Below are 22,424 nucleotides of genomic sequence, written 5' to 3'. Positions count from 1 at the left end.
AGGTGGAAAATCTCGACATCACGACATACCCCGCCGCCGCAACCCAGCCACGGCGACGAGCAAAAGGGCCAGGCACAGAACCGGAAACCAGTCCCCGGTACGCGAGTAGACAGTGCCCCATCCGGTCGTCGGAGCGGCCGTGACCAGCAGCTCCGCGTCACCGGCGGTGGTCGTCTCACCCACCAGTGCGCCGCCGGGGTCGGTGACCGTCAGTCGGCCGAGCCAGGCGGCGCGGACCACGGTGAGCCCGTTCTCCACACCCCGGACCCGGGCCATCCGGCTGTGCAGCCAGCCGTCGGAGGTGAAGTCCAGGGCGGGAACGAGCAACACCGACGCGCCCGCCGCCCGATACCGCCGGACCAGGTCGGGATAGTCGAGGTCCTTGCAGATCGCGACCCCGAACCGTCCCTGCACGAGCGCCTCGTCACCCGGTGTCATCCAGTCCTCCAGGCCGGGGACCAGGTGTTGTTTGGTGTACGTGGTGATCGTCCCGTCCGGGGCCAGCACCAGCGCGACGTTGTACGCCGTGCCGGCCCGCCACAGCACCGCGCCGACGACCACCCGGGCCTCGGTCTGCCCGAGCGCGTCCACGAGCAGGGGCAGCGTCGTGTCGGTCACGGCGAACACCTTCTCCGGCAACACGACGACACGCGCTCCCCGGTCGACCAGACCCGCGACGCGCGGACCATAGCGGGTGAGCAGGTCCCGCCCGGCCGGTTCGTCGAGCCGGAGCCCGTCCTCGGGCTGCCACAGGGCGACCAGGCCGACGGTCAGCGGCGCGCCCGGTTCCGGGGACCGGCTCAGTGACCAGGCCGACCACGTGCCGACGCCGACCAGGAGGGCGAGCAGGCAGGCGAGGGCGGGGCGTGGGTTGTCGAGCCGGCCGACGCGGGTCGGGAGTGCCACGCCGAGGAGGGCGGCGAGGGCGATCGGGACGGCGAGCAGCAGGTAGGTGACGCCCCAGACGCCGGTGAGGGCGGTCCACTGGATGACCGGGCGGACGTCGGCCTGCGTGTAGGCGAGACTCCACCACGCGCCGTTGGGGAGCAGGCGGGACGCGGCGTACTCGCCCAGCACCCACAACGACGGCACGGCGAGGACCGCGGTCACGGTCCGCCCGCGCAGCAGCAGCACCCGGGCGAGCAGAACCGTGCCGCTCGCCAGGCCGATGCCGAGGCCGAGCACACCGGCCACCGCGGGCACCGGTAGGCGCAGGGTGTCGTGGTAGTACCCGACCAGGCCGAGCTGACCGATCGACCAGGCGAGGATCGTCGCGCCGAGCGCGGTCCTCGGGCGTACCCGCACCGAGGCGAGGACCAGCGGGATCGGGGCGAGCCAGGTCAGCGCGGCGACGGGGTGCAGCCCGGAGCCGCCGAGCCAGAGCAGGCCGCTGAGGAGTGCGGCGACGATCGTCATCATGCGTCGATCGTGCGGCCGAGGCGGCGGGGGCGGATCGCCGTACGAGCCGGGTGTGATCTGGTCCCGTGGAGGGAGGCGCGCAGGCGCCGGGCCGGACGATACTGCCGACGTGAAGCGGTACGTCAATCTCGCCGTCACCGTGGCCGCCGTCGCCGCGACCGTGCTGCCCGCGCTGGCCGGCGGGCCACGCGCCTGGTGGGTGCTGCCGCTCGCGGTCGCGTCGTCGGTGCCGGTGCTGTGGCGGGACCGCGCTCTGATTCCCGTCGCCGTCGTCGTGGGCGTCGCCACGACCGTCTCGGCCACGCTCGGCGCGCCCCCGCTGTTGCCGGTCGGCCCGCTCGTCTGCCTCTACACGTTCGCGGCGCGGTCCTCGCTGCCGATCCGCCTGCTCGGCGTCGTGCTCACCGCGGCCGGGCTGGTGGTGTCACTGCTGCATCCACACCCGGACGTGGAGGTGCTGCGGTACCTGTCGGTCGCCTACGTCTTCTCGTACGCCCTGGGCACCAGCGCCCGCGCCCGCCGCACCCAGGCCACCGCCCTCGCCGAACGCGATCGTCGCGTCGCCGGTGAGCGGGCGGCGGCCGTGCTGCGCGAACGCACCCGCATCGCCCACGACCTGCACGACATCCTCACCCACGCGGTCGGCGTCATGATCGTGCAAGCCGAGGCGGGGCCGCTGCTGGTCCGTCCCCACCCGGACCGCGCCGACGCCACGTTCGCCACGATCGCCGCCACCGGCCGCGACGCGGTCGTCCAACTCCGCCGCGCGGTCGGCAGCCTGCGCGAGCCCGCCGACCACCCCCTCGACCAACCGGGCCTGGCCCACCTCGGCGCCCTCGTCGAACGCGTCCGCGCCACCGGGCTGGACGCCGTCCTCACCGTCGCGGCCGGACCGTCGGAGCCCGTGCGCGCAGAGCGGTCCGAACCGCCGGCCGGACCCGGCCGCGGGGTGCCTGTCGAACCGCCCGCGGACGTCGGGGTCGCCGCCTACCGGATCGTGCAGGAGTCCCTGACGAACGTGGTCCGCCATGCCGGGGCGGGCTCGGTCCGCGTCCTGCTGGACCACACGGCGGAGGCGCTCACCGTCTCGATCACCGATGACGGCCTCGGTGACCGGGCCTCCGGCGTGGACCGGCCCGGGTACGGGATCGTCGGTATGCGCGAGCGCGCCCAGGCCTGCGGTGGAACCCTGCGCACCGGGCCCGCCGAGGACGGCCGCGGCTTCACCGTCACCGCCATCCTGCCCCTGCCGGCGGTGGCCTGATGGCGGCGGTCGCCTCGCGGCAACCGACGCCGGGGTGGTGCTGATGCTGCGCGTCGTGCTCGCCGACGACCAGGACCTGTTCCGGGCCGGGTTCGCGACGATCCTCGGTGCCGAGCCGGACATCGAGGTGGTCGCCGAGGCCGCCGACGGCGGGGGTGCGGTGCGTGCCGCCCTCGAACACCTACCCGACGTCGTCCTGATGGACATGCGGATGCCCGTCCTCGACGGCGTCGCCGCGACCCGCCAGGTGTGCGCCCGTACGCCGAGCCGGGTCCTGGCCCTGACCATGTTCGACACCGACGACTACCTGTACGCGGCGCTGCGTGCCGGTGCCAGCGGCTTCCTGCTCAAGGACGTCCCCCGAGCCGACCTGGTGAACGCGGTACGCGTGGTCGCCGCCGGCGACGCGTTGCTCGCCCCCGGCGTCACGGCACGGGTGATCGGTGAACTGCACAGGCGCGGTCACCCGGATCCGGCTCGGGCCGCCGCGGTGACCGCCCTGACCGCTCGCGAGACGGACGTGCTGCGCCTGATCGCGGCCGGCCTGTCCAACGCCGAGATCGCCGCCCACCACCACCTGAGCGAGCACACGGTGAAGACGCACGTCGGCAACGTGCTCGCCAAACTGCACCTGCGCGACCGGGCCCAGGCGGTGATGATCGCCTACGAGTCCGGCCTGGTGATTCCCGGCCAGTGACGTCGGCGGCCGGCGGATCCCGCTGTGCGGGAGGCCGCCGGCCGCAGGGGTGACGCCGGTTACAGGGTGCGGGCCAGTCGGTCGGCGAGCGTACGGGTGAAGCGGGCCGGGTCGGTCAGCTCGCCGCCCTCGGCGAGCACCGCCAGGCCGTAGAGCAGCTCGGCGGTCTCGGTCAGGGCGGTGGGGTCGGTGCCCTGCTCGTGGGCCTTGCGCAGCCCGGAGACGAGCGGGTGACCGGGGTTGATCTCCAGGATCCGCTTGGTCGCGGGGATCTCGTGCCCCATCGCCCGGTACATCTTCTCCAGGGTCGGGGTGAGGTCGTGGGCATCGCCGACGACGCAGGCCGGTGAGGTGGTCAGCCGCGACGACAGACGGACCTCCCGGACGCTGTCGGTCAGGGTGGTGCCCAGCCAGTCCAGCAGCGCGGCGAACTCCTGTCGCTGCTGCTCGCGCTCGGCCTCGGCCTGCTGCTTCTCCTCGTCGGTGTCCAGGTCGATCTCGCCCTTGGCGATCGAGCGCAGCGGACGGCCGTCGTAGGTGCCGACCCGCTCGACCCACACCTCGTCGACCTGGTCGGTGAGCAGCAGCACCTCGTGGCCCTTGGCCCGGAACGCCTCCAGGTGCGGAGAGTTCTCGATGGCGGCCCGCGACTCGCCGGTGGCGTACCAGATGTCGCTCTGGCCGTCCTTCATCCGGGACACGTAGCCGGCCAGGTCGGTCGGCTCGGCCGGGTCGTGGGTGGAGGCCACCGACAGGATGTCCAGCAGCGTGTCGCGGTTGTCGGTGTCGTCGATCAACCCTTCCTTGACCACGGCGCCGAACTCGGTCCAGAAGGTGCGGTAGCGCTCGGCGTGGTTGGCCTTCAGGTCCTTGACGGTGCCGAGGATCTTCTTGACCAGGCGGCGGCGGACGATCTGGATCTGCCGGTCCTGCTGGAGGATCTCCCGGGAGATGTTCAGCGACAGGTCGTGCGCGTCGACCACACCCTTGACGAAGCGCAGGTAGGTGGGGACCAACGCCTCGCAGTCGTCCATGATGAACACGCGCTTGACGTAGAGCTGGACGCCGCGGCGACCCTGCGGGGAGAACAGGTCCAGCGGGGCGTGGCTGGGCAGGAAGAGCAGCGCCTCGTACTCGAAGGTGCCCTCGCCCTTCATGTGCACGACCTCGAGCGGGTCGGCCCAGTCGTGGCTGACGTGCTTGTAGAACTCGTTGTACTCGGTGGCGTCGACCTCGTCGCGGGGCCGCGCCCAGAGCGCCTTCATCGAGTTGAGGGTCTGCACCTCGCTGGTGGCGGGGGCGTCGTCGGTGCCGGGGCGCTCGACGGTCATCCGGATCGGCCAGGCGATGAAGTCGGAGTAGCGCTTGACGATCTCCCGGACGGTCCACTCGGCGGTGTAGTCGTGCAGGTTGTCCTCGGTGTCGACCGGCTTGAGGTGCAGGGTGACCGTGGTGCCCTGCGGCGCCTCGTCGACCGCCTCGATCGAGTACGTGCCCTCGCCGGTGGACTCCCACCGGGTGCCGCCGGTCTCGCCGGCCTTGCGGGTCAGCAGGGTGACCCGGTCGGCGACCATGAACGCGGCGTAGAAGCCGACGCCGAACTGGCCGATGAGGTCCTGCGAGGCGTGGGCGTCGGCGGACTCGCGCAGCTGGCGCAGCAGCTCGGCGGTGCCGGACTTGGCGATGGTGCCGATCAGCGCGACGACCTCGTCGCGGGTCATCCCGATGCCGTTGTCCCGCACGGTGAGCGTGCGGGCGTCCCGGTCGACCTCCAGGGCGACGTGCAGGTCGTCGGTGTCGGCGACGAGGTCCTTGTCGACGAGCGTGGCCAGCCTCAGCTTGTCCAGGGCGTCGGACGCGTTCGAGATGAGTTCCCGCAGGAAGACGTCCTTGTTCGAATAGATCGAGTGGACCACCAACTGGAGCAGCTGACGCGCCTCGGCCTGGAACTCCAACGTCTCGGTCTGATTGCTCACACCGTCTCCCTTCTCGGCTCGTGCGGAGGTTCGCGGAAAGGATACGAGTCGTCACCGGCCGCGTGGTGACCGCATCCCCGTCGTATTCCCGATCGGGACGGACCGGCTTCGTGAGATAGCTGACTTTGGTGTACAGAAGTCAGGTGGGATAGCGTCACCACCATGAAGATCGCAGGAAGCACCGCCCTCGTCACCGGCGCCAACCGTGGCTTCGGCCGGCACCTGGCCGCCGAACTCCTCGCCCGGGGCGCCACCGTCTACGCCGGCGCCCGCAACCCGGACACCGTCGACCTACCCGGCGTGACGCCGGTGCGCCTCGACATCACCGACCCCACCTCGGTCGCCGCCGCCGCCAAGCTGGCCGGCGACGTGCAGCTTCTGATCAACAACGCCGGCATCGAGACCGGCACCGATCTGCTCGAAGGCGACCTGGACCTCGTCCGGCTGGAGCTGGAGACCCACTACTTCGGCAACCTGTCGATGATCCGGGCGTTCGCGCCGATCATCGCGGGCAACGGCGGTGGGACGATTCTCAACGTGCTCTCCGCGCTGTCCTGGGTGAACTTTCCGGCCGTCGGCGCGTACGGCGCCGCCAAGTCGGCCGAGTGGGCGATGACAAACGCGCTACGCGTCCAGCTCGCCGAGCGGGGCGTGCGGGTCGCCGGCCTGCACGTCGGCTACATGGACACCGACATGGCCGCCGGGGTTGACGCCCCGAAGTCCGACCCGGCCGTGATCGCCCGGATCGGAGTGGACGGCATCGAGGCCGACGCCTACGAGATCGTCACCGACGACACCAGCCGTCAGGTGCAGGCCGGGCTGGCCGGCGGCGTCGCCGCGCTCTACCCGCAGCTCCCCTGACCCGCGACGCGACGGGCCGCCACCGCAACGAACCGGTGGCGGCCCTTTCTCGCCGACGCGGTCAGCTCGCCAGCAACGTCACGTCGTCGAGCACGAAGCTGGTCTGCAACGACGAGTCCTCGGTGCCGGTGAACCGCAGCGTCACCGTCTGCCCGGCGAACCCGGCCACGCTGAAGCTGCGCTGGGCGTAGCCGGCGGCGGCGTTCAGATTCGAGTACGTCGCGAGCGTGGTCGAACCCACCTGCACGGTGAGCCGGTCGTACGCCGTGGAGCCGGTGGTCTCGGCGGTGTCGATGTGCAGCCAGAAGGACAGCGTGTAGCTGGCGCAGCCGGCCGGCAGGGTCACCGACTGCGACAGACTCTCGGTGCGGGTGCTGCCGTTGCCGTTGAGCCACGCCTTGTACGACCCGGTCCGGGCCGGCTGGCCGCTGGCGTTGGTGATCACCCCGGAGGACGCGGTCCACGGCGTGCCGCCGTTCTCGAAGCCACCGTTTCCGACCACCTGACCACCGGAACAGCTCGGGGTGCCGCCGCCGACGGCGAGCTGCCACAGCGCGTACGCGACGCCGTCGGCCGCCCGGTTCAGCACCGTGGCGCTGACGTTCGCCGTGGTGTCGCAGGAGCGGTGGTAGCACGGGTCGTACGCGGAGTTGGCGGTGCCGCCCCACTTGGCCGCCTGCGAGCTGGACTTGCGGGCGCTCGCGCCGGCCGCGTAACCCGAGGTCGGGATGCCGGCCTGCTGGAAGTAGTAGTCGTCGGAGCGGCCCTGGCCCTCGACGTTCTCCTCCGGCGACAGGCCCAACGAGTCCCAGTACGCCTTCAGCGGCGCCGCCGTGGTCGAGCTGACCCGGTTGATGAAGTAACCGCCGTTGACCGAGCCGACCATGTCGAAGTTGTAGTAGCCCTTGATATATCCGCGCTGGGTGCTGCTCAGCGAGTTGACGTAGAACCGGGAGCCGTTGAGCCCCTGCTCCTCGTCGGTCCACCAGGCGAACCGGACCTTCTTCGTCATTGTCGGGTTCTGCGCGGCCAGGACCAGCGCGTTCTCCAGCAGCGTCGCCGAGCCGGTGCCGTTGTCGTTGATGCCCGGACCGGCCGAGACGCCGTCCAGGTGCGCGCCGAACATGACGACCTGGTCGGTCGGGCCGCCGGGCCACTCCGCGATCAGGTTGTTCGAGGGGTACGTGCAGCTGGAGCAGTACTGCTCGCTGACGGTGTAGCCGGCCGACTGCAACCTGGTCTTGACGTAGCTGAGTGAGGCGGCGTAGCCGGCCGAGCCGGCCCGGCGGTTGCCGCCGTTGCTGCTGGCGATGGCGTTGAACTGGGTCAGGTGCGCCTGGACGTTCGTGACGGAGATGTCCGGTGCGGCCAACGCGGCGGCGGACGCGGCGATCGGCCGGGCCACTGTCGCGGTGGTGGGCGACGCGGTCACCGGCTGGGCGGCCAGCGTCACCGTCATCCCGGCGAACACGGCGAGCGCGACACCCGCGCTCAGCGTTCTGCCTCTCATGGGGGCTCCTCGGGGTTGGAGAGATACCCGAGACACTTACAGATATCAATGTTGCGAGCATCGGTCGTTCGTCCCGAACCACCGTCGCTTCGACGGTAGGTACCGGCGTCGGCACAGGTGAGTAGAGGTGTCAGGATGGGTAGGTAACGCCAGCAGGGGTCGTCGGGCCCGGAACGGGGGCTTGCGATGGGGCCGGACCAAGCGTGACGGGACCCGGCATCGACCTGTTCACCGGTGGTGGTGACACCGGCCGGCTGATGGCAGAGCTGGACTGGGCCCGCACCCCACTCGGCCCGGTGACCGACTGGCCGCAGAGCCTGCGCGCCGCGGTCCGGACGGTGCTCTCGTCCCGGTACCCCATGCTGCTGCTCTGGGGAGAGAGCTTCTCCCAGCTCTACAACGACGCGTACTCCGCCCTGATCGGCGACAAACACCCGGCCGCGCTCGGCGACGACGTCCGGGTGACCCTGGCCGAGGGATGGGACGTCCTCGCCCCGCTCATCGAGCAGGCCACGGCGACCGGGGTGGCCAGCTGGGTCCCCGCCCTGCGACTGCTGCTGGAACGGGCCGGCTACCGCGAGGAGGCGTACTTCAGCGTCTCGCACGCCCCGGTCCGCGACGACGACGGCCAGACCGTCGGCGTGCTCACCGTGTGCAGCGAGGTCACCGAGCAGGTGGTCGGCGAACGTCGGCTGCGACTGCTGCGCGACCTGTCCGTTCTCGGCGACGGACGCACCGTCGACGTGCACGCCACCGGCGCCCGGCTGACCGACGCGATCGAGGGCCACCCGCTCGACGTCCCGTTCACCGCCATCTACCTGCGCGACGGCACGGTGCTGCGGCGGGTCGCCCGCACCGGCGGCGACCAGGGGTACGCGCGGGCACTGCCGGACACCGTCGAGCTGGCCGACCCCGGCCCGGCCGCGGACGTGTGGGGGCTGGCGGACGCCGCGCAGGGTCGACCGACCGCGGTGTCCGAGATCGCCGACCGGTTGGCGTTGCCCGGCGGCCCGTGGGGCGACCCGGTCCGGACCGCGCTGGCACTGCCGCTGCCCTCGGGCGGCGAGGATCAGCCGCTCGGCGTCCTCCTGGCCGGGATCAGCCCCAACCGAGGTCTGGACGAGGCGTACCGGTCCTTCTACCGACTGCTGGCCCAGCAGATCGCCGTGGCGCTGCGCAACGCCCAGGAGTACGAGCAGGAGCGGCGCCGGGTCGAGGCGCTCGCCGAACTGGACCGGGTGAAGACCGACTTCTTCGCCAACGTCAGCCACGAGTTCCGTACCCCCCTGACCCTGATCCTCGGCCCGCTCGCCGACGCCCTCACCGACGCCACGGCGCCGCTGCCGGCGGCGCAGCGGGAGCGGGTGGAAACCTCCTGGCGGAACGCCACGCGACTGTTGACCCTGGTCAACAGCCTGCTCACCTTCTCCAGCCTGGAGGCCGGGCGGGCTCGCAGCGACGCACGCGTGCTCGACCTGGCGGCGCTCACGGCCGAGCTCGCCAGCGTGTTCCGGGCCGCCGTCGAACGGGCCGGACTCACTCTCGAGGTGGTCTGCCCGCCGCTGCCCCGGCCGGTCACGATCGACCCGGTCAACTGGGAACGCATCGTCACGAACCTGCTGTCGAACGCCTTGAAGTACACATTCATCGGCCGGATCCGGGTCACCCTGGAAGCCGACGACGAGGAGATCCGCCTCATCGTCGCGGACACCGGCATCGGCATCGCCGAAGCGGACCTGCCGAAACTCTTCGAACGCTTCCACCGGGTCCGCGGCGCCCGCGCCCGCAGCCACGAGGGCACGGGCATCGGCCTGGCCCTGGCATCCGAGTTGGCCCGGCTGGAGGGCGGCGCGGTGCGGGTGACGAGCAGCGTGGGTGTCGGCAGCACGTTCACCGTGGCGCTGCCCTGGTCGGCGGCGGGCCGCACGGCGGGGAGCGGGCCGTCGCCGGTCGGACGGGGTGACGCGGCGCGGGCCACCGTCGAGGAGGCGATGGGCTGGCTCACCGAGTCGGGCGGCGATCCGGCCGAGCCCGGCGACGTGTCCGGTCCGGCCGTGGACGAGCTGGTCGGCGCACGGATCCTCATCGCCGATGACAACGCCGACATGCGGGCGTACCTCAGCCGGCTGCTCACCGGGCAGGGCTGGCGGGTGCGGGCCGTCACCGACGGCCGGCAGGCCCTCGACGAGGTCCACCGCGAACGGCCGGACCTGGTCCTCACCGACGTGATGATGCCGGTGCTGGACGGCTTCGACCTGGTCCGGCGACTACGCGCGGACCCGGCGACCCGCACTCTGCCGGTGCTGGTGCTGTCCGCCCGGGCCGGTGGGCAGGCCAGCGTGGAGGGCCTCACCCTGGGCGCCGACGACTACCTGGTGAAGCCGTTCGCCGCGGCCGAGCTGATCGCCCGGGTCCGGGCCGGCATCCGGCGGGCCCGCAGCCACACGGTCGGCGACGTCACCGCACCGACAGTCGACACGGCGTCGGCGCGGCCCGACCCCCTCAACGCCGTCGCGCCGCCCCGGACGGTCGCACCCGGGCAGGACGCGCCGGTGCTGGCGCGGGCCGCCACCGACCGCAGCGGGCTGGGCGACGTCCTGGACGTCGGGTGGACCTACCCGTCCGCACCCACCTCGGCGGCGGCCATGCGTCGGGACGTCCGGCTGAGGCTTGACGACCTCGACGTCGACCCGGACGTGTTGGAGGATCTTCTGCTCGCCGCGTCCGAGGCGATGAACAACGCGGTCGAGCACGCGCAGCAGCCCAGCCGTCCGGAGGTGCGGGTCCGGCTCCAGGTGGGCGGCGGGCTGATCCGGATCTCGGTGCGGGACTTCGGCACCTGGCGGGACCGCCGGCCGGCGATGGACCGTGGGCGCGGCGCCTTGCTGATGAACGCCTACGGCGACGTGCGGCTGGTCTCCACCGCCGAGGGGACGACGGTGACGATCGAGCGCCGGCTGGCCGATCCGGCCTGAGCGACAGGCCGGCGCGTCAGAGTCGGCGACCGCTGGCGTCGCGGGCGATGATGCCGTCGAGCGGCTCCCCCGGGGTCAACTGGGCCGGGTCGAACCAGAAGATCACCACCTGCTTGTCGACACTCCAGCGGGCCAGTCGGGCGTCGACCTGCCGGCCGGCCACCGTGCCGATGATCCGATGGGCGGGGCCGACGAAGTATCCGAAGGTCGGCACCGGCGCGGTCGACGAGCTCTCGTCGTAGCCGATCTCGTGGAACCCGGGGCTGCGGTCGGACCCCTCGACGTCGTTGGCCAGGATGTCCGTGGTCAGGGCGCCGTTCGGTGCCTGGCGACCGGCGGCCAGCCCGATCGTCACCTTGGGCGCACTGAGCACGGACAGCCCGATGACGTAGTACACCCGCCGGTCGGAGCCGTGCCGCACCCCGCTGTCGATGATCTGGCCCAGGGGCTTCGGGGGAGGCACGTCGCGGGCCATCGTCGGCGGTGGCGTCGACTCGACCGAGCCCGGGGCCGTCGGCGAGACAGCGGCCGACGGCGGAGCGACGGCGACCGGCGGTGGGCGCTCGGGTCCGGGCCGATCGTCCGGCCGCGTGACGACCCCCACCGCGACGACGGCGGCCAGTCCGGCCGCGAGCGTCGCCGCTCCCGCTCCGGCAACCCGCCGACGGGTACGGAGCCGCCGCCCCTCGCGCAGGACCAGGTCCAGGTCGAGCGCGGTCCCGGGGCGCTCGGTGGCCCGCATGGCGTCGCGGAGCAGATCCCACTCGCTCATCGGCGCGCCTCCCTGTCGGCTGTTCGCGGCGAGGCGGCGCGCAGCTTCTCCAAGGCTCGCGAGCTGGTGCTCTTGACCGTGCCCACGGATACGGCGAGTTCCCGAGCCACCTGCGCCTCCGGAAGGTCGAAGTAGTAGCGCAGCACGACGATGGCCCGCTCACGAGGGCTGAGCGCGCCGAGGATGGCGATCAACCAGCGCCGGGTGGCCACCTCGTCGGCCACGTCGCCGCGCCGCTGCTCCGGCACCTCGTCGGTCGGGTACTCCCGCATCGGTCGCCGCCACCCGTCGACCAGGTGGTTGACCAGGGTGCGGCGGGCGTACCCGTAGGCGTCGTCGTCGTGGATCCGTGACCAGGACGCATATGTGCGGACCAGGGCGGTCTGCGCGGCGTCCTCGGCCAGGTGGTGATCGCCGGTCATGAGGAACGCGGCATGCACCAGTCGCCCGGACGCCGCCCTGGCGAACTCGACGAACTCCGCGTCACCCCGCGCCACCTAAGAACCCTCCCCGTGCCACACCCCAGAGACGGGCGAGGCCGGGGAAAAGTTGAGTCCAGATCACCTCAACCTTTTCCGGTGGTCGCCCGTCTTCTCCTCCGCGCCGCCGCCGACCGGCGGGCGAGGGGAGAGACATGTCGACGAAGGTTACCCGCCGGTGGCGTACCGCCTCTGCGGTGTTACTCCTGGTGGTGGCGCTGCTCACCGGGTGTGGGCTACCGGCTGCCGGGCAACCCGAGACCGATCCCGTCGCCGCTGGGCCACGGCCCAGCGAGCCGGCCACGGTCACCGCCTCCGGTCGGCCGACCAGAGTCGTCGGTGTCCCGCCCAGTTCCGCGCCGGCTGTCGGAGTCCGCTACCCCGCCACCGGCGGCAACCGCTGGACGACGGCACCCGCCGAGGCGGCACCCACCGGAGCGACCGAGGGTCGGTTGTTGCGCTACCGGATCGCCGTGGAACGCGACATCCGGGGTCTGCCGGTGGGCGACGTCGCGACGGCCATCTCCGCGACGTTGAACGACCCCCGCGGGTGGACGGCCGGCGGGATGTGGCGGCTACGCCGGGTGGGCGCCGGCGATTCGACCGACTTCACCATCTACCTGGCGACCCCTGGCACCCGCGACACGCTCTGCCAGGACGTGCCCGACGCCTACACCTCGTGCCGCAACGGTGGCCGGGTGGTGCTCAACGTGGCGCGCTGGGTCAAGGGGGTGCCCGATTACGGAGCGAGTCTGGCCACCTACCGCGAGTACATGGTCAACCACGAGGTGGGGCACAAACTCGGGTTCGGTCACGAGCGGTGCCCCCGGCGGGGCCGGCCGGCGCCGGTGATGCAGCAGCAGACGTTGGGCCTGCACGGCTGCACCGCGAACGCCTGGCCGTACCCGACGGGCACCGACCGCTACAGCGGGCCGGTCGGGGTCTACGACGACGCCGTCCCGCGGCGCGAGGGCGCGTACTCGGCCCCCTGAGGCCGTGCCTCAGGTGGGCTGGCGGCGTTCCTGTTCCAGTCGCTCGTCCTGTCGGCCCATCTCGTAGATGGCGTTGAGGCTGGTCGGCAACCGGCTGACGTTATCGGGCAGGGGGCCGGGATCCGGTGCCGGGTCGGCGCCCGGACCGGGACCGGGTGCGGCGACGGGGACCGGGGCCCGGCGGCGCAGGAACAGCACCACCAGCACCGCGAGGAGGACCACCACGACCAGCAGGTACGACGTGGGTGGCCAGGCATTCGAGGTGGGGGTGGCGAGGGCCGGCGGGACGGTCGGCGCGGGGGTGTCGCCGTCGCGGCGCGGCACGGCGGCCCCGGGGGTGCCGGCGCCCCCGCCAGCGGTGGAGCGATCGGGGGCGATGGGTGCGGGGGGACCGCCCGCCGAGGTGGTGGGCACCGGGATCGCGGTGGACCGGACCGGGCCGGGCGGACCGGCGGCCGGTGGCCGACTCGGCGTGGGCGACACCGGGGCGGGGGCGCGTCTGGCGCTCGCCCCCGCCCGCGATGTCGCTGCTGGATCAGACGGGCAGACCACCGACCTGAGTGGAGATCCACGAGCGGATGGACGGCAGGTCGACGTGGCTCACCGCCCGACCACGAGCGGCTCGACGTCGGACGCGCCGGTCCAGGTGTACGTCGTACTCGCCGGCGCGGCGAGGCTGCCGGCGAACAGCGAGTTGACCCGGCTCGCCTCGGCCGCGCTGGGGGTCGCGTTGCGGCAGGACACCGGTGCACTGCTGCCGGACATCAGGTCGGAGCAGAGCCCGGTGCGCCGGTCCGGCAGGCCCAGGATGTGGCCGACCTCGTGGGTGGCGATGCGGGTGCGGTCGTAGCCCTGGTTGACGGCCGTACGGCCCATCCAGATCCGGCCCGAGCCGAGACCGGTCGGCTGCGCGCGGGGCCAGCCGTCGTCGACGTAGATGGTGATGCTGGCCGGGGTGCCGGCCAGGAGTCGGACGTTACTGACCCGGCTGTTCCAGATCTGCGCCGCCTGGTCGAAGTTGGTGCGGAACTCGCCGGTCCGACTCGCGTCGTAGTAGACGGTCCGAACGGCGGCGGCCGGCGTACCGGTGGCGAGCTGCGTCCCGGCCGCCGTCAGGATCGCCACCAGCACGGCCAGCGCCGCGCGTCTCAGTTGTCCTCGGAACATCGGGCACTCCCCTGCGCTCGTCGACGGCCACCGGCCGCCAGATCATCGATACGCGTTGATGTTAGTGTGACGGCCATCGATGTTCGGCATAGCGGAAGCGTCATACCGCCGAGGTGCGCCATTGCCGTGGCGGGCCTCGCCGACCAGCCTCAGGTGACAGCCGTACCGTTGGCGGCGATCAGCGCCTCGGCTGCGGTGGTGCGGGCGTAGAGGACGAAGCGTCCGACCCGGTGGGTGCCGACGAGGCCGGCGTCACGCAGCGCGCCGAGATGCTGGGACACAGTGCCCGAGGTGAGCCGGCACCGCTCGGCCAGTTCCAGGGTCGAGGTCGGCACGGCCAACTCGTGCAGCAGCGCCGCGCGGGTCCGACCCAGCACCCGGGAGAGCGCGTGCGCGTGCGGGGTCCGATCCCGTTCCCACAGCGTAGCCGCTGCCCGCGCCGGGAAGCGCAGCACCGGTTGTCCAGGAGAGCCGAAGTTCGACCACACCCGACGGCCGATGAACACCGACGGTACGAGCAGCAGGCCCCGCCCGTCGAGTCGCACCGTGCCACTGCGGGCGAGGTGCTCCACCGACAGCGTGTCGGCCTGCAGCCGGACGTTGGGATCGAGGTGGTTGAGCAGGCCGTGAACTCCGTCGGTGGCCATGCGCTGTGCGCCGAGTAGCACTTCCCGCTGTAGCAGGGTGTGCATCCGGGGCCAGTAGGGAGCGATGACCGCGTCGACGTACGCCCGAATGGCCTCGGCCAGCCGGGCCAGGTGACTGGGCGGGTCGGCGTACAGCGCCGCCAGGGCCGATGACCGGGGCCCGGACAGCTCGTCGAGGCTGGCCCGCACCGCGTCGGCAGGGGTGGTGACGAGGGACGCCAACTCGACGTCAAGGGTGGGCTGTGAGGTGGCCGGCGGCGGGCAGACGAAGGTCGGGATGATCGACGTCGGCACCCGCACCAGTTCGGCGAGGAGCTGCCACCGCACGCCGGCCAAGCGTGGTCGGACCCGCTCGGACCAGGCCAGATGCTCCGGAAACTGATGTGGCCGCTTGACGATTCGTACGCTCGCCACCGCTTCCCAGAGTGGTGACACCGCGAATCGGGTCATCGCCAGGTCCCGCGCGTTCAGACCGACAAGCATCATGTGGCGCCCCCGACGGATTCGGCGAGAGTCAAATCTATCGGTTCGAGGCGCTGCCGCCGCCACCGTGGCGGCATGACCACCGCCTCGATGACGACTGGATCGAAGGACCAGGACAGTCCCTGGCCGCGAACATTCCGACTGCTCTACGCCGCCGCCCTCGTCGATGGAGTCGGTTTCCACATCGGCCAGTTGGCCGTGCCGGTGCTGGCGGTGTCCCTGCTGTCGGCAAGCCCTGGTGAGGTCGGGTTGCTCGGCGCGCTGAGCACCGCCGCGTTCCTGCTGATCGGCCTGCCGGCCGGAGTCTGGGTGGACCGGCTGCCGCACCGCGCCGTCCTGGTCACCGCCGATCTCACCAGGGCGGCGCTTGTCGCATCGGTGCCGTTGGCATGGTGGGCCGGGGGGCTGACCATCCCGCAGCTGTACCTGGTGGTACTGCTGACCGGAGTCGCCACCGTCTTCGCCGACGTCGCCGCGCAGAGCTATCTGCCGCAGTTGGTCGGCCGGGGCCGGTTGGTGGCGGCGAACGCTCTGATGATGAGCACCAGCGCGACCATGCAGATCGCCGGTCGAGGTCTGGGCGGGATCGTCGTACAAGCGCTCACGGCCCCGGTCGCGATCGTGCTGGACGCGGTGACCTTCGTGGTGTCCGGTGTGATCCTGGCCCGGATCCGTGCCGAGGCACCCCGCAGCCGTTCGCCGCGGGCGCCAGGCGGCTTCGTCCAACAGCTCGGCGCGGGCGTCCGGCACGTGACCGGCAACCCCCTGCTCCGCCCGCTCGCCCTCTCGACCGCGAGCATCAACCTGACCATGCAACTGACCACGACCCTGCTGCCCGTGGTGTTCCTCCGCGAGTTGGGGCTGGGCGCCGCCGCCCTCGGCCTGTTCCTCGGCATGGGCGGGATCGGCGCCCTGCTCGGCGCGGTGACCGCACGCCCGCTCGCCGAGCGGATCGGTCACGGCCGCGCCCTCTGGCTGCCCGGGCTGCTCGCCGCGCCACTCGGCGGACTGGTCACGCTTATCGACACGGGACCGATGCTCTGGGTGGCGGGGGTCGGCTGGCTGGCGCTGGCCTGGCGGACGGGAGTAGGCAACGTGATCGGGGTCAGCCTGCGCCAGGGCGCCACCCCGGATGCGCTGCTCGGACGAATGAACGCCACCTTCCGGTTTCTGCTCACCGGCGCCCTCACCATCGGCGCGGTACTCGCCGGAGTGCTCGGACAGTACGGAGGCGTCCGTGCCGCGCTTGTGGTCGGCGCGATCGCGAACGCGCTGACCTGGCTTCCGGTGTTCTGCTCTCCGCTGCGCACGCTCCACCGGCCGCCCACGGTCGACTGACTCTCCGCCACCGTGAGCCGGCGATCGGCCATCCGAGGATGCCCAGACGGCTCAGACGTGCAGGGTGGGCCGGTAGGTGAACTCCTGGGTGCGGCCGTCGAGGGTCCGGCTCTCGATCAGCTCCAGGTCGAAGTCGGCCGCTCCCGAGAAGATCGGCTCGGTTCCGGTCTGTCCGGTGATCACCGGGAAGAGCGTCACCTGGACGTGGTCGACAAGTCCGGCGGCCAGCAGCGCCCGGTTCATCGACAGGCTGCCGTGCGAGCGCAGGGGCACGTCGGACTCCTCCTTGAGCCGGGCGACGACGTCGACGGCGTCGCCTCGCAGGACTGTCGCGTCCGGCCAGTCGAGGGGGCCTTCCAGCGTGTTCGACACCACTGTCGCCGGAAGGCTCCTCATCCGGGTCACCCAGGCGTCGCGGACCTCGGACTCCTCGGTGCTGGCGGCCAGCATCTGCGCGAACGCCCGGTACGTACGGGCGCCGAAGACCATGCGCTGCTCCTCGCCGTAGACGGCCAGGCGGTGCGCGAGCAGCTCGGGACCCTGCTTCCCCCAGTAGCCGCCCCAGTTGCCGCTGCTGCTGCCGAAGCCGTCGAGACTGGAGAAGACGTCGACGGTGTAGGTGGCGGTCATGATGTGCTCCGTTCACGGGTGAGTGCGGTACGACGAGCCCGCAGGTGGGCCCGCTCGGTCTCGTTGGTGGCCAGTGCGATGGCCTGGTCGTAGGCGGCTCGGGCCTCCTCGTCGCGGCCGAGCCGGACCAGCAGCTCGGCGCGGGTGGCCGGCAGCCGGTGGTAGCCCGGGAGGTCGAGATCCGCCAACCCGGCCAGGGCCAGCGCCGGCCCGTGCACCTCGGCGACGGCAACCGCACGGTTGAGCGCGACGACCGGGCTCGGCGTGAGTGCGAGGAGCTGGTCGTACAGTGCCAGGACCTGCGGCCAGTCGGTGGCCGCGCCGTCGGTGTGCACCGCGCCGATCGCGGCCTGGATCTGGTACGGGCCGGGCTGGTTGCGCCGCAGGCAACGCCGGACCAGGTCGTGCCCCTCGGCGATGAGCGCCCGGTTCCACAGTGACCGGTCCTGGTCGGCCAGCAGCACCAGTTCGCCGGACGGGTCGAGCCGGGCCGGGCGGCGCGCCTCGGTCAGCAGCAGCAGGGCGAGCAGGCCCAACACCTCGGGCTCGTCGGGCATCAACGCGGCAAGCTCGCGGGTGAGTCGGATCGCCTCGGCGCACAGGTCCGTTCTGATCAACGGTCCGGCGGTGGACGCGTAGCCCTCGTTGAACATCAGGTAGAGCACGGTGAGCACGTAGGGCAGCCGGTCCGGCAGCTCGTGTTCGGCGGGTACCCGGTAGGGGATGCCGGCGTCCCGGATCTTCTTCTTCGCGCGCACGATGCGTTGCGCGACAGTCGACTCCTGGATCAGGTAGGCCCGGGCGATCTCGGGCACGTCGAGACCGCCGAGCAGGCGGAGCGTGAGGGCGGTCCGCGCGTCCGGACCGAGCGCCGGGTGGCAGCAGGTGAAGATGAGTCGCAGTTGGTCGTCCTTCACCGGTCCCACCTCTCGGGGCTCGTCCTGGTGGTGCAGCAGCAGGGCCTGGGCGTGCCGCGCCTCCCGTGTCGACTCCCGGCGGAGCCGGTCGACGGCCCGGTTGCGGGCGGTGGTCACGATCCAGGCACCCGGGTTGGGCGGCGGGGTCTGCCACTTCTCCAGAGCCTTGGTGAAGGCGTCCTGGACCGCCTCCTCGGCGAGGCTGAGGTCACCGAGGAGGCGGGCCAGGGTGGCGACACAGCGGCCGTACTCCGCGCGGTAGATGCTCCCCAGGTCCATGTCGGCCGGCCGGCTCCCGGTCAGGCCTGGGACAGGTCGTCGAACGGGCGCACCTCGATCGGGCCGCAGGCCGCCGCGCACTTCTCGGCCCAGACCAACGCCTCGTCCAGGTCGGCGCACTTGATGACCCAGAACCCGGCGATGTGTTCCTTCGTCTCGACGAACGGCCCGTCGCTCATGCTGGTGGCGCCGTTCTCGACCCGGACGACCGTGGCGCTGTCCGGCGACCGGAGCCCACCGCCGAAGACCCAGGCGCCGGCGGCCTGCATCTCGTCGTTGACCCGGCCGGTCTCCCGGAACATGGTCTGCGTCTCCTCGTCGGACATCTCCGGCGCGCCCTCGACGGCGTGCACGGACAGCAGGTACTGCTTCATGACGATCCTCCAACCGTTGGATGGTGAGTGGCGACAGGTCAGGCGGCCAGGCGGCGCGCGATAGCGGGGATGACGATCGCGGCCGCGACCAGGTGGGTGAGCATCAGCAGCGCCTTGGTGGCCGCCCCGGCGTCGACGATCACGTCCGGCACCAGCGACAGGACCGTCAACATCACAGTGGTACGCACGAACGAGCGCCGCGGACGCCCGGCGAAGCGGGACAGCAGCGCGGCGAGGATCACCCCGACCAGCGAGAATACGGCGGTCAGCACGCCGAAGCCCGACACCGGGATCGGCGCGTCGGCCACGTCGAGGCTGATCCCCGCCGCGCGGCCGACGGCGGCGATGGCCATGGTGGCGGCGCTCGCGGCGACCGTGGCGACGAGACCGGTCCGGATCAGCGCGCCGACGGTCGACGTGGTGGCGGGGGTGGTGGTGGTCGCTGTGGTGGTCATCGTGCCCTCCGGTGGGTCGGTGGCCCGCCGCGGTGGCGGGCTCTCACCAGGGCTACGAATGGGACCGACCCCGATCGACAAGCACGCCCACGTTCTGCCGAAGATTTTTGGTTGGACACCTGCTGCACGGTGAAGATGTCCGGGCTCAGTGGCCGGCATCGACGTGGGTGAACCGGTAGGCCTCAGAGCGTGCGCTGGTATTCCTCCCAGGTTCGCTTCGGGCTGACCGCTGGGCCATCGTCGACGCCCCGGTTGGCCAGGCCGTTACGACCGAGGTAATAGTCGCCGGCCTGGTTCTGCGCACCTGTCGACTGGTCGGTGTCGGAGAGCGCGATGGCGTGGATGTGGTAACCCCAGTCCCCCTGGTCCGGGGTCCGCAGCCACGCGGCGAAGCCCACCGTGCGCAGTCGACGCAGCACGTCCGTCCGGACCGCCGAGGAGAGACCGCTGACCGAGAGGTCGAGCGCGCCGCCGCCGTCGTGCGTGCCGGCAGAGGCACCCACACCGCTGCTGTACGAGCCCTGCGTGATGGCGAGCTGGCGGCCGAGCAGGCGTTCGGCCTCGATCAGCATCGACCTGGTGCGCGTGTTGACCTGCACACCGCGCAGGGTCACCACACTGCCCGGCGAGATCGCCCTGACCACTGTGTACCGTCCCTCGCCGAGCGACCGCAGCGACGACGGGCCGGGTAGACCTGTCGCGTCGAGACCGGTGTAGCCGAGGGACCGCTGGTACGCGGCGTACGCGGCGATCGTGGTGGTGCCGAAGTGACCGTCGACGTACGCCGACGAGAGTAGCCCTCTCGCCTGGAGTGCGCGCTCCACCAGCAGGACGCTGTCCTTGGCCCCCTCGGTCAGCGCGGTGTCCGGCCGACGAGGGTCGATCTGGGCCGCCTTGATCAGCGCCTCCATGTTCAGCTCTGGCAACGCGGCCGCGGCCGCGTTGCCAGCCAGCGGCACAACGCCGACCACGGCCGCTGCTGCGGCGACGAGCAGCTTCCTTCTCGTGAGCACGCTTCCTCCGTAGGATATCGACCAATCCACATGGACGAATGAAGCTAGTCTTCAATGCGCGAGCCGAGTTGTCACCCCGTTGGAGCGAACGAACCTCCAACGGTGACCGTTGGTCACGTCCGCGGGGGCGGACGCGGTAGTGAGCGGTATGCCGCAGATTCATAACCATGACTCTGCGGCATACCGCTCAACACTCACTCGTCTAGGTGACGGAGCCCTGCCGGGTCGGATCCGGTGCCTGCGCGACCGCCTCGTCGGTCAGGTGCCAGATCTCGCGCATCGGGGCCCACCAGTCTCCCGAGCCGGGCTCGGCGATCGACTCCTGACACGGGTCGGTCAGCTTCCACCACTCCTGGGTCTGCGGGTCCGCGGCGATCAGCTGCGAGTCGGCCTCGTAGTCGTCGCCGACGTACTCGTAGTAGCCGAAGAGCAGGTCCTCGTGGAGGAAAATGGTGTAGTTGCGGAAGTTCGCCTTGCGCAGCGTCTGCTCGACGCTGGGCCAGACGTCGGCGTGGAGCCGCAGGTAGGTTTCCCGCTGCTCCGGGCGGAGTCGGATCACGCAGCCATGACGTTGCACGTCGTGCCCCTTCGTGTGAGCTGATCGGATCGAGCCGGGCCCGCAGACCAAGCGACCGATGATCTCAGTAGCCCGCGTCGAGATCAACGCCTGGTCGGTGCCAGGTGACTCCGCTTCCGAAGCGCGCTCAGCTCAGGGAATCAGCCCGAACGCCAGCAACGAAGGCTCGCCAGGTGTCCGCAGCGAACGCCAGGGCCGGCCCTTGGACATCCTTGCTGTCTCGCACACCGACGACGTCACGGAGGTTGTCAGCAACCTCAACGCAGTTACCCGAATCGCTGCTCCTGGTGCTCTTGCGCCAGGTAGCGCCGGTCAGATCACCCATGGTGCCTCTCCTTGATCTCTTGCATCAGCTTGCACGAATCCTCCACGCTCAGAGCTTGCTCCCTGAGCGTGTTCCACACCTCGGCGTACGCTTTGACCTCCTCAAGACGGTCAAGATACAAAGCCCCTGACACACTCTCTTTGAAGACGGTCGTTGGCTCTGCCGACCTGGCACCCTTCGTCGGGAAGTCGAGCACTACGAAACTTCCCGCTATGGCCGCCCTGCTCAGCTTGTGAGCTATCGGCAGGAGCCTGAGGGACACATTAGGGGCTTCATTTGAGGCCAACAGGCGGTCTATCTGCTTGGCCATGCCGGGGACGAGTTTGTGAAGCACCACCTCCTCCATGACCACCTCCAACTTAGGTGCCGCAGGATGCCGCCTGGTGAGAAGCCGCTGCCGTTCCGTCCTGAGCCCAATGACCTTGGCCACCTCCTCGTCGGAGGCACCCTGCCTCGTGCGGACGACCGCAGCGGTGTACTCCGGCGTCTGCAACAGGCCAGGCACTAACGCATGCTCGTAGGTCCGGATGTTGCTGGCTGCTGACTCAAGCCCTACGTACAGCTGAAACCACCTCGGGATGATCTCCCCGTAGGCGTGATACCAGCCCTTGCTCTTGGACTCCTTGGCGAGGCTCACCAGGACTTCGGTCATCTCCGGCGAGGCTCCATACAGCCGACACATCTGCTCTACGTCCAGGGCACGCACGGGTGTCTGGCCGGACTCGATGCGATACATCTTGGCTCGGGACCATTCCAGGTCAGAGGCCGCGGCCTCCAGCCCGACGCCGGCCTGCTCCCTGGTCTGGCGCAACAGCCGGCCAAGCTCTCTTCTCGGCACGGTCGAACCAACCTCAGCCATCGACCACCATCTTCCTCGTCTCATCCCGACGCGTCATCTGGCTTGTAGTGAGACTGCTCATGCATCAACACTCCGAAGGCGCATCTCTTCATGAGAGTCTCACGTGGAGTCTTGCACGAGACTTCGACGCTACTGAATCGTGCCTGCCAGAGGCCAGTTATCTCGGGAGGCGGATGTGCGTCGATGGAAGTGGTTCCAGCGTCCGGACGGACCGATCGACGTGTCGAGCGCTCCGCCTACCAACCCGTGGCGTGCGATCCTCCTACGCCACCAGTGCAGCCGGATCAGGCCACGAGCAAGCGACGAGCGCGCATGCGTGGCAACCAGCGAGACGACCGTCATGATGCGTGAGGAGATCAGGCCCGAGCCGCCGTTCTTGGTGATCATGGCTGGCTACGTGATCGACTTTCATCAT

The 22,424-nt window shown here is 71.0% G+C and carries 22 protein-coding genes and 1 pseudogene; 6 read left to right on the top strand and 17 right to left on the bottom strand.

What is annotated here, in order from left to right; all coding sequences use genetic code 11:
• Positions 1-18 precede the first annotated feature (18 nt).
• Entirely contained in the window at positions 19-1,419 is a 1,401-nt protein-coding gene (locus ACPXBU_RS02770; RefSeq protein ID WP_425756139.1) for a nitrilase-related carbon-nitrogen hydrolase, read from the bottom strand.
• A 109-nt stretch (positions 1,420-1,528) separates the two neighbouring features.
• Here ACPXBU_RS02770 and ACPXBU_RS02765 point away from each other — a divergent pair, with 109 nt between their 5' ends.
• Positions 1,529-2,683: a sensor histidine kinase gene (locus ACPXBU_RS02765; RefSeq protein ID WP_425756137.1), complete on the top strand. Its 1,155-nt coding sequence runs from the start codon at positions 1,529-1,531 to the stop codon at positions 2,681-2,683.
• Between the two features lie 43 nt (positions 2,684-2,726).
• Entirely contained in the window at positions 2,727-3,380 is a 654-nt protein-coding gene (locus ACPXBU_RS02760) for a response regulator (protein WP_425756135.1), read from the top strand.
• 59 nt (positions 3,381-3,439) lie between these two features.
• On the opposite strand, the gene htpG is transcribed toward ACPXBU_RS02760, so the two are convergent.
• A complete protein-coding gene (gene htpG, locus ACPXBU_RS02755) occupies positions 3,440-5,356 on the bottom strand; it encodes a molecular chaperone HtpG (RefSeq protein WP_425756133.1) in 1,917 nt (638 codons plus the stop codon).
• A gap of 162 nt (positions 5,357-5,518) precedes the next feature.
• Between htpG and ACPXBU_RS02750 the strand changes: the two genes are divergently transcribed.
• Entirely contained in the window at positions 5,519-6,217 is a 699-nt protein-coding gene (locus tag ACPXBU_RS02750) for an SDR family oxidoreductase (RefSeq protein WP_393368949.1), read from the top strand.
• Positions 6,218-6,278: 61 nt separating this feature from the next.
• Here ACPXBU_RS02750 and ACPXBU_RS02745 read toward each other — a convergent pair whose 3' ends face one another.
• Entirely contained in the window at positions 6,279-7,727 is a 1,449-nt protein-coding gene (locus ACPXBU_RS02745) for a M28 family peptidase (RefSeq protein WP_425756131.1), read from the bottom strand.
• Between the two features lie 203 nt (positions 7,728-7,930).
• Between ACPXBU_RS02745 and ACPXBU_RS02740 the strand changes: the two genes are divergently transcribed.
• Entirely contained in the window at positions 7,931-10,702 is a 2,772-nt protein-coding gene (locus tag ACPXBU_RS02740; protein ID WP_425756130.1) for an ATP-binding protein, read from the top strand.
• A gap of 16 nt (positions 10,703-10,718) precedes the next feature.
• On the opposite strand, the gene ACPXBU_RS02735 is transcribed toward ACPXBU_RS02740, so the two are convergent.
• Positions 10,719-11,474: a hypothetical protein gene (locus ACPXBU_RS02735; protein WP_393368942.1), complete on the bottom strand. Its 756-nt coding sequence runs from the start codon at positions 11,472-11,474 to the stop codon at positions 10,719-10,721.
• Entirely contained in the window at positions 11,471-11,971 is a 501-nt protein-coding gene (locus ACPXBU_RS02730; protein ID WP_393368940.1) for a SigE family RNA polymerase sigma factor, read from the bottom strand. Before ACPXBU_RS02730 ends, ACPXBU_RS02735 begins: the two co-directional genes overlap by 4 nt.
• 137 nt (positions 11,972-12,108) lie before the next feature.
• Between ACPXBU_RS02730 and ACPXBU_RS02725 the strand changes: the two genes are divergently transcribed.
• Positions 12,109-12,945: a DUF3152 domain-containing protein gene (locus ACPXBU_RS02725; protein ID WP_425756127.1), complete on the top strand. Its 837-nt coding sequence runs from the start codon at positions 12,109-12,111 to the stop codon at positions 12,943-12,945.
• A 9-nt stretch (positions 12,946-12,954) separates the two neighbouring features.
• On the opposite strand, the gene ACPXBU_RS02720 is transcribed toward ACPXBU_RS02725, so the two are convergent.
• The 3 genes and pseudogenes from ACPXBU_RS02720 to ACPXBU_RS02710 all read right to left on the bottom strand — a co-directional run bounded on the left by ACPXBU_RS02720 (position 12,955) and on the right by ACPXBU_RS02710 (position 15,245).
• Positions 12,955-13,359: a hypothetical protein gene (locus tag ACPXBU_RS02720; protein WP_425756125.1), complete on the bottom strand. Its 405-nt coding sequence runs from the start codon at positions 13,357-13,359 to the stop codon at positions 12,955-12,957.
• A 192-nt stretch (positions 13,360-13,551) separates the two neighbouring features.
• Positions 13,552-14,112 (bottom strand): annotated as a pseudogene (locus tag ACPXBU_RS02715) (snapalysin family zinc-dependent metalloprotease); the annotation flags it as partial.
• Between the two features lie 149 nt (positions 14,113-14,261).
• Positions 14,262-15,245 carry a DUF5937 family protein gene (locus ACPXBU_RS02710; protein WP_425756123.1) on the bottom strand — a complete coding sequence of 328 codons (984 nt, stop codon included), beginning with the start codon at positions 15,243-15,245 and terminating at the stop codon, positions 14,262-14,264.
• Between the two features lie 72 nt (positions 15,246-15,317).
• Here ACPXBU_RS02710 and ACPXBU_RS02705 point away from each other — a divergent pair, with 72 nt between their 5' ends.
• On the top strand, positions 15,318-16,580 hold the full coding sequence (locus ACPXBU_RS02705) for an MFS transporter (protein WP_425756121.1): 1,263 nt from the start codon (positions 15,318-15,320) through the stop codon (positions 16,578-16,580).
• Positions 16,581-16,631: 51 nt separating this feature from the next.
• Here the strand turns inward: ACPXBU_RS02705 and ACPXBU_RS02700 are convergent, their stop codons facing one another.
• From ACPXBU_RS02700 to ACPXBU_RS02660, 9 genes are all read right to left on the bottom strand, one after another.
• Positions 16,632-17,210, bottom strand: a complete 579-nt coding sequence (locus tag ACPXBU_RS02700) for a dihydrofolate reductase family protein (protein ID WP_425756119.1) — start codon at positions 17,208-17,210, stop codon at positions 16,632-16,634.
• Positions 17,207-18,406: an RNA polymerase sigma factor gene (locus ACPXBU_RS02695; RefSeq protein WP_425756117.1), complete on the bottom strand. Its 1,200-nt coding sequence runs from the start codon at positions 18,404-18,406 to the stop codon at positions 17,207-17,209. Before ACPXBU_RS02695 ends, ACPXBU_RS02700 begins: the two co-directional genes overlap by 4 nt.
• 20 nt (positions 18,407-18,426) lie before the next feature.
• Positions 18,427-18,780 (bottom strand): YciI family protein, encoded by a 354-nt coding sequence (locus ACPXBU_RS02690; protein WP_425756115.1) that lies wholly within the window; start codon positions 18,778-18,780, stop codon positions 18,427-18,429.
• Between the two features lie 38 nt (positions 18,781-18,818).
• A complete protein-coding gene (locus ACPXBU_RS02685; RefSeq protein WP_425756113.1) occupies positions 18,819-19,235 on the bottom strand; it encodes a DUF6069 family protein in 417 nt (138 codons plus the stop codon).
• A gap of 182 nt (positions 19,236-19,417) precedes the next feature.
• Complete coding sequence (locus tag ACPXBU_RS02680; RefSeq protein ID WP_393368922.1) at positions 19,418-20,248, bottom strand: peptidoglycan-binding domain-containing protein; 831 nt, start codon at positions 20,246-20,248, stop codon at positions 19,418-19,420.
• Positions 20,249-20,450: 202 nt separating this feature from the next.
• Complete coding sequence (locus ACPXBU_RS02675) at positions 20,451-20,807, bottom strand: L-rhamnose mutarotase (protein ID WP_425756111.1); 357 nt, start codon at positions 20,805-20,807, stop codon at positions 20,451-20,453.
• Between the two features lie 145 nt (positions 20,808-20,952).
• Complete coding sequence (locus tag ACPXBU_RS02670) at positions 20,953-21,150, bottom strand: DUF397 domain-containing protein (RefSeq protein WP_425756109.1); 198 nt, start codon at positions 21,148-21,150, stop codon at positions 20,953-20,955.
• Positions 21,143-22,009 (bottom strand): helix-turn-helix domain-containing protein, encoded by an 867-nt coding sequence (locus tag ACPXBU_RS02665; protein ID WP_425756107.1) that lies wholly within the window; start codon positions 22,007-22,009, stop codon positions 21,143-21,145. Before ACPXBU_RS02665 ends, ACPXBU_RS02670 begins: the two co-directional genes overlap by 8 nt.
• Positions 22,010-22,138: 129 nt before the next feature.
• On the bottom strand, positions 22,139-22,396 hold the full coding sequence (locus tag ACPXBU_RS02660) for a hypothetical protein (protein WP_425756105.1): 258 nt from the start codon (positions 22,394-22,396) through the stop codon (positions 22,139-22,141).
• Positions 22,397-22,424 lie beyond the last annotated feature (28 nt).

Source organism: Micromonospora sp. DT231 (assembly GCF_049847025.1).
In the GTDB taxonomy this organism is placed as follows: Bacteria; Actinomycetota; Actinomycetes; order Mycobacteriales; family Micromonosporaceae; genus Micromonospora.
Note: the sequence above shows the minus strand (reverse complement) of the source record. Positions and strands in the feature narration are given on the sequence as shown.

Excerpts from the sequence above, each read along its gene's own strand:
- ACPXBU_RS02745 (WP_425756131.1), bottom strand. The coding sequence starts at position 7,727 with ATGAGAGGCAGAACGCTGAGCGCGGGTGTCGCGCTCGCCGTGTTCGCC.
- ACPXBU_RS02725 (WP_425756127.1), top strand. The coding sequence starts at position 12,109 with ATGTCGACGAAGGTTACCCGCCGGTGGCGTACCGCCTCTGCGGTGTTA.
- ACPXBU_RS02670 (WP_425756109.1), bottom strand. The coding sequence starts at position 21,150 with ATGGGTGATCTGACCGGCGCTACCTGGCGCAAGAGCACCAGGAGCAGC.
- ACPXBU_RS02710 (WP_425756123.1), bottom strand. The coding sequence starts at position 15,245 with ATGATGCTTGTCGGTCTGAACGCGCGGGACCTGGCGATGACCCGATTC.
- ACPXBU_RS02735 (WP_393368942.1), bottom strand. The coding sequence starts at position 11,474 with ATGAGCGAGTGGGATCTGCTCCGCGACGCCATGCGGGCCACCGAGCGC.
- ACPXBU_RS02770 (WP_425756139.1), bottom strand. The coding sequence starts at position 1,419 with ATGATGACGATCGTCGCCGCACTCCTCAGCGGCCTGCTCTGGCTCGGC.
- ACPXBU_RS02705 (WP_425756121.1), top strand. The coding sequence starts at position 15,318 with ATGACCACCGCCTCGATGACGACTGGATCGAAGGACCAGGACAGTCCC.
- ACPXBU_RS02660 (WP_425756105.1), bottom strand. The coding sequence starts at position 22,396 with ATGATCACCAAGAACGGCGGCTCGGGCCTGATCTCCTCACGCATCATG.
- ACPXBU_RS02695 (WP_425756117.1), bottom strand. The coding sequence starts at position 18,406 with ATGGACCTGGGGAGCATCTACCGCGCGGAGTACGGCCGCTGTGTCGCC.
- ACPXBU_RS02750 (WP_393368949.1), top strand. The coding sequence starts at position 5,519 with ATGAAGATCGCAGGAAGCACCGCCCTCGTCACCGGCGCCAACCGTGGC.
- ACPXBU_RS02760 (WP_425756135.1), top strand. The coding sequence starts at position 2,727 with ATGCTGCGCGTCGTGCTCGCCGACGACCAGGACCTGTTCCGGGCCGGG.
- ACPXBU_RS02690 (WP_425756115.1), bottom strand. The coding sequence starts at position 18,780 with ATGAAGCAGTACCTGCTGTCCGTGCACGCCGTCGAGGGCGCGCCGGAG.
- ACPXBU_RS02685 (WP_425756113.1), bottom strand. The coding sequence starts at position 19,235 with ATGACCACCACAGCGACCACCACCACCCCCGCCACCACGTCGACCGTC.
- ACPXBU_RS02665 (WP_425756107.1), bottom strand. The coding sequence starts at position 22,009 with ATGGCTGAGGTTGGTTCGACCGTGCCGAGAAGAGAGCTTGGCCGGCTG.
- ACPXBU_RS02700 (WP_425756119.1), bottom strand. The coding sequence starts at position 17,210 with ATGACCGCCACCTACACCGTCGACGTCTTCTCCAGTCTCGACGGCTTC.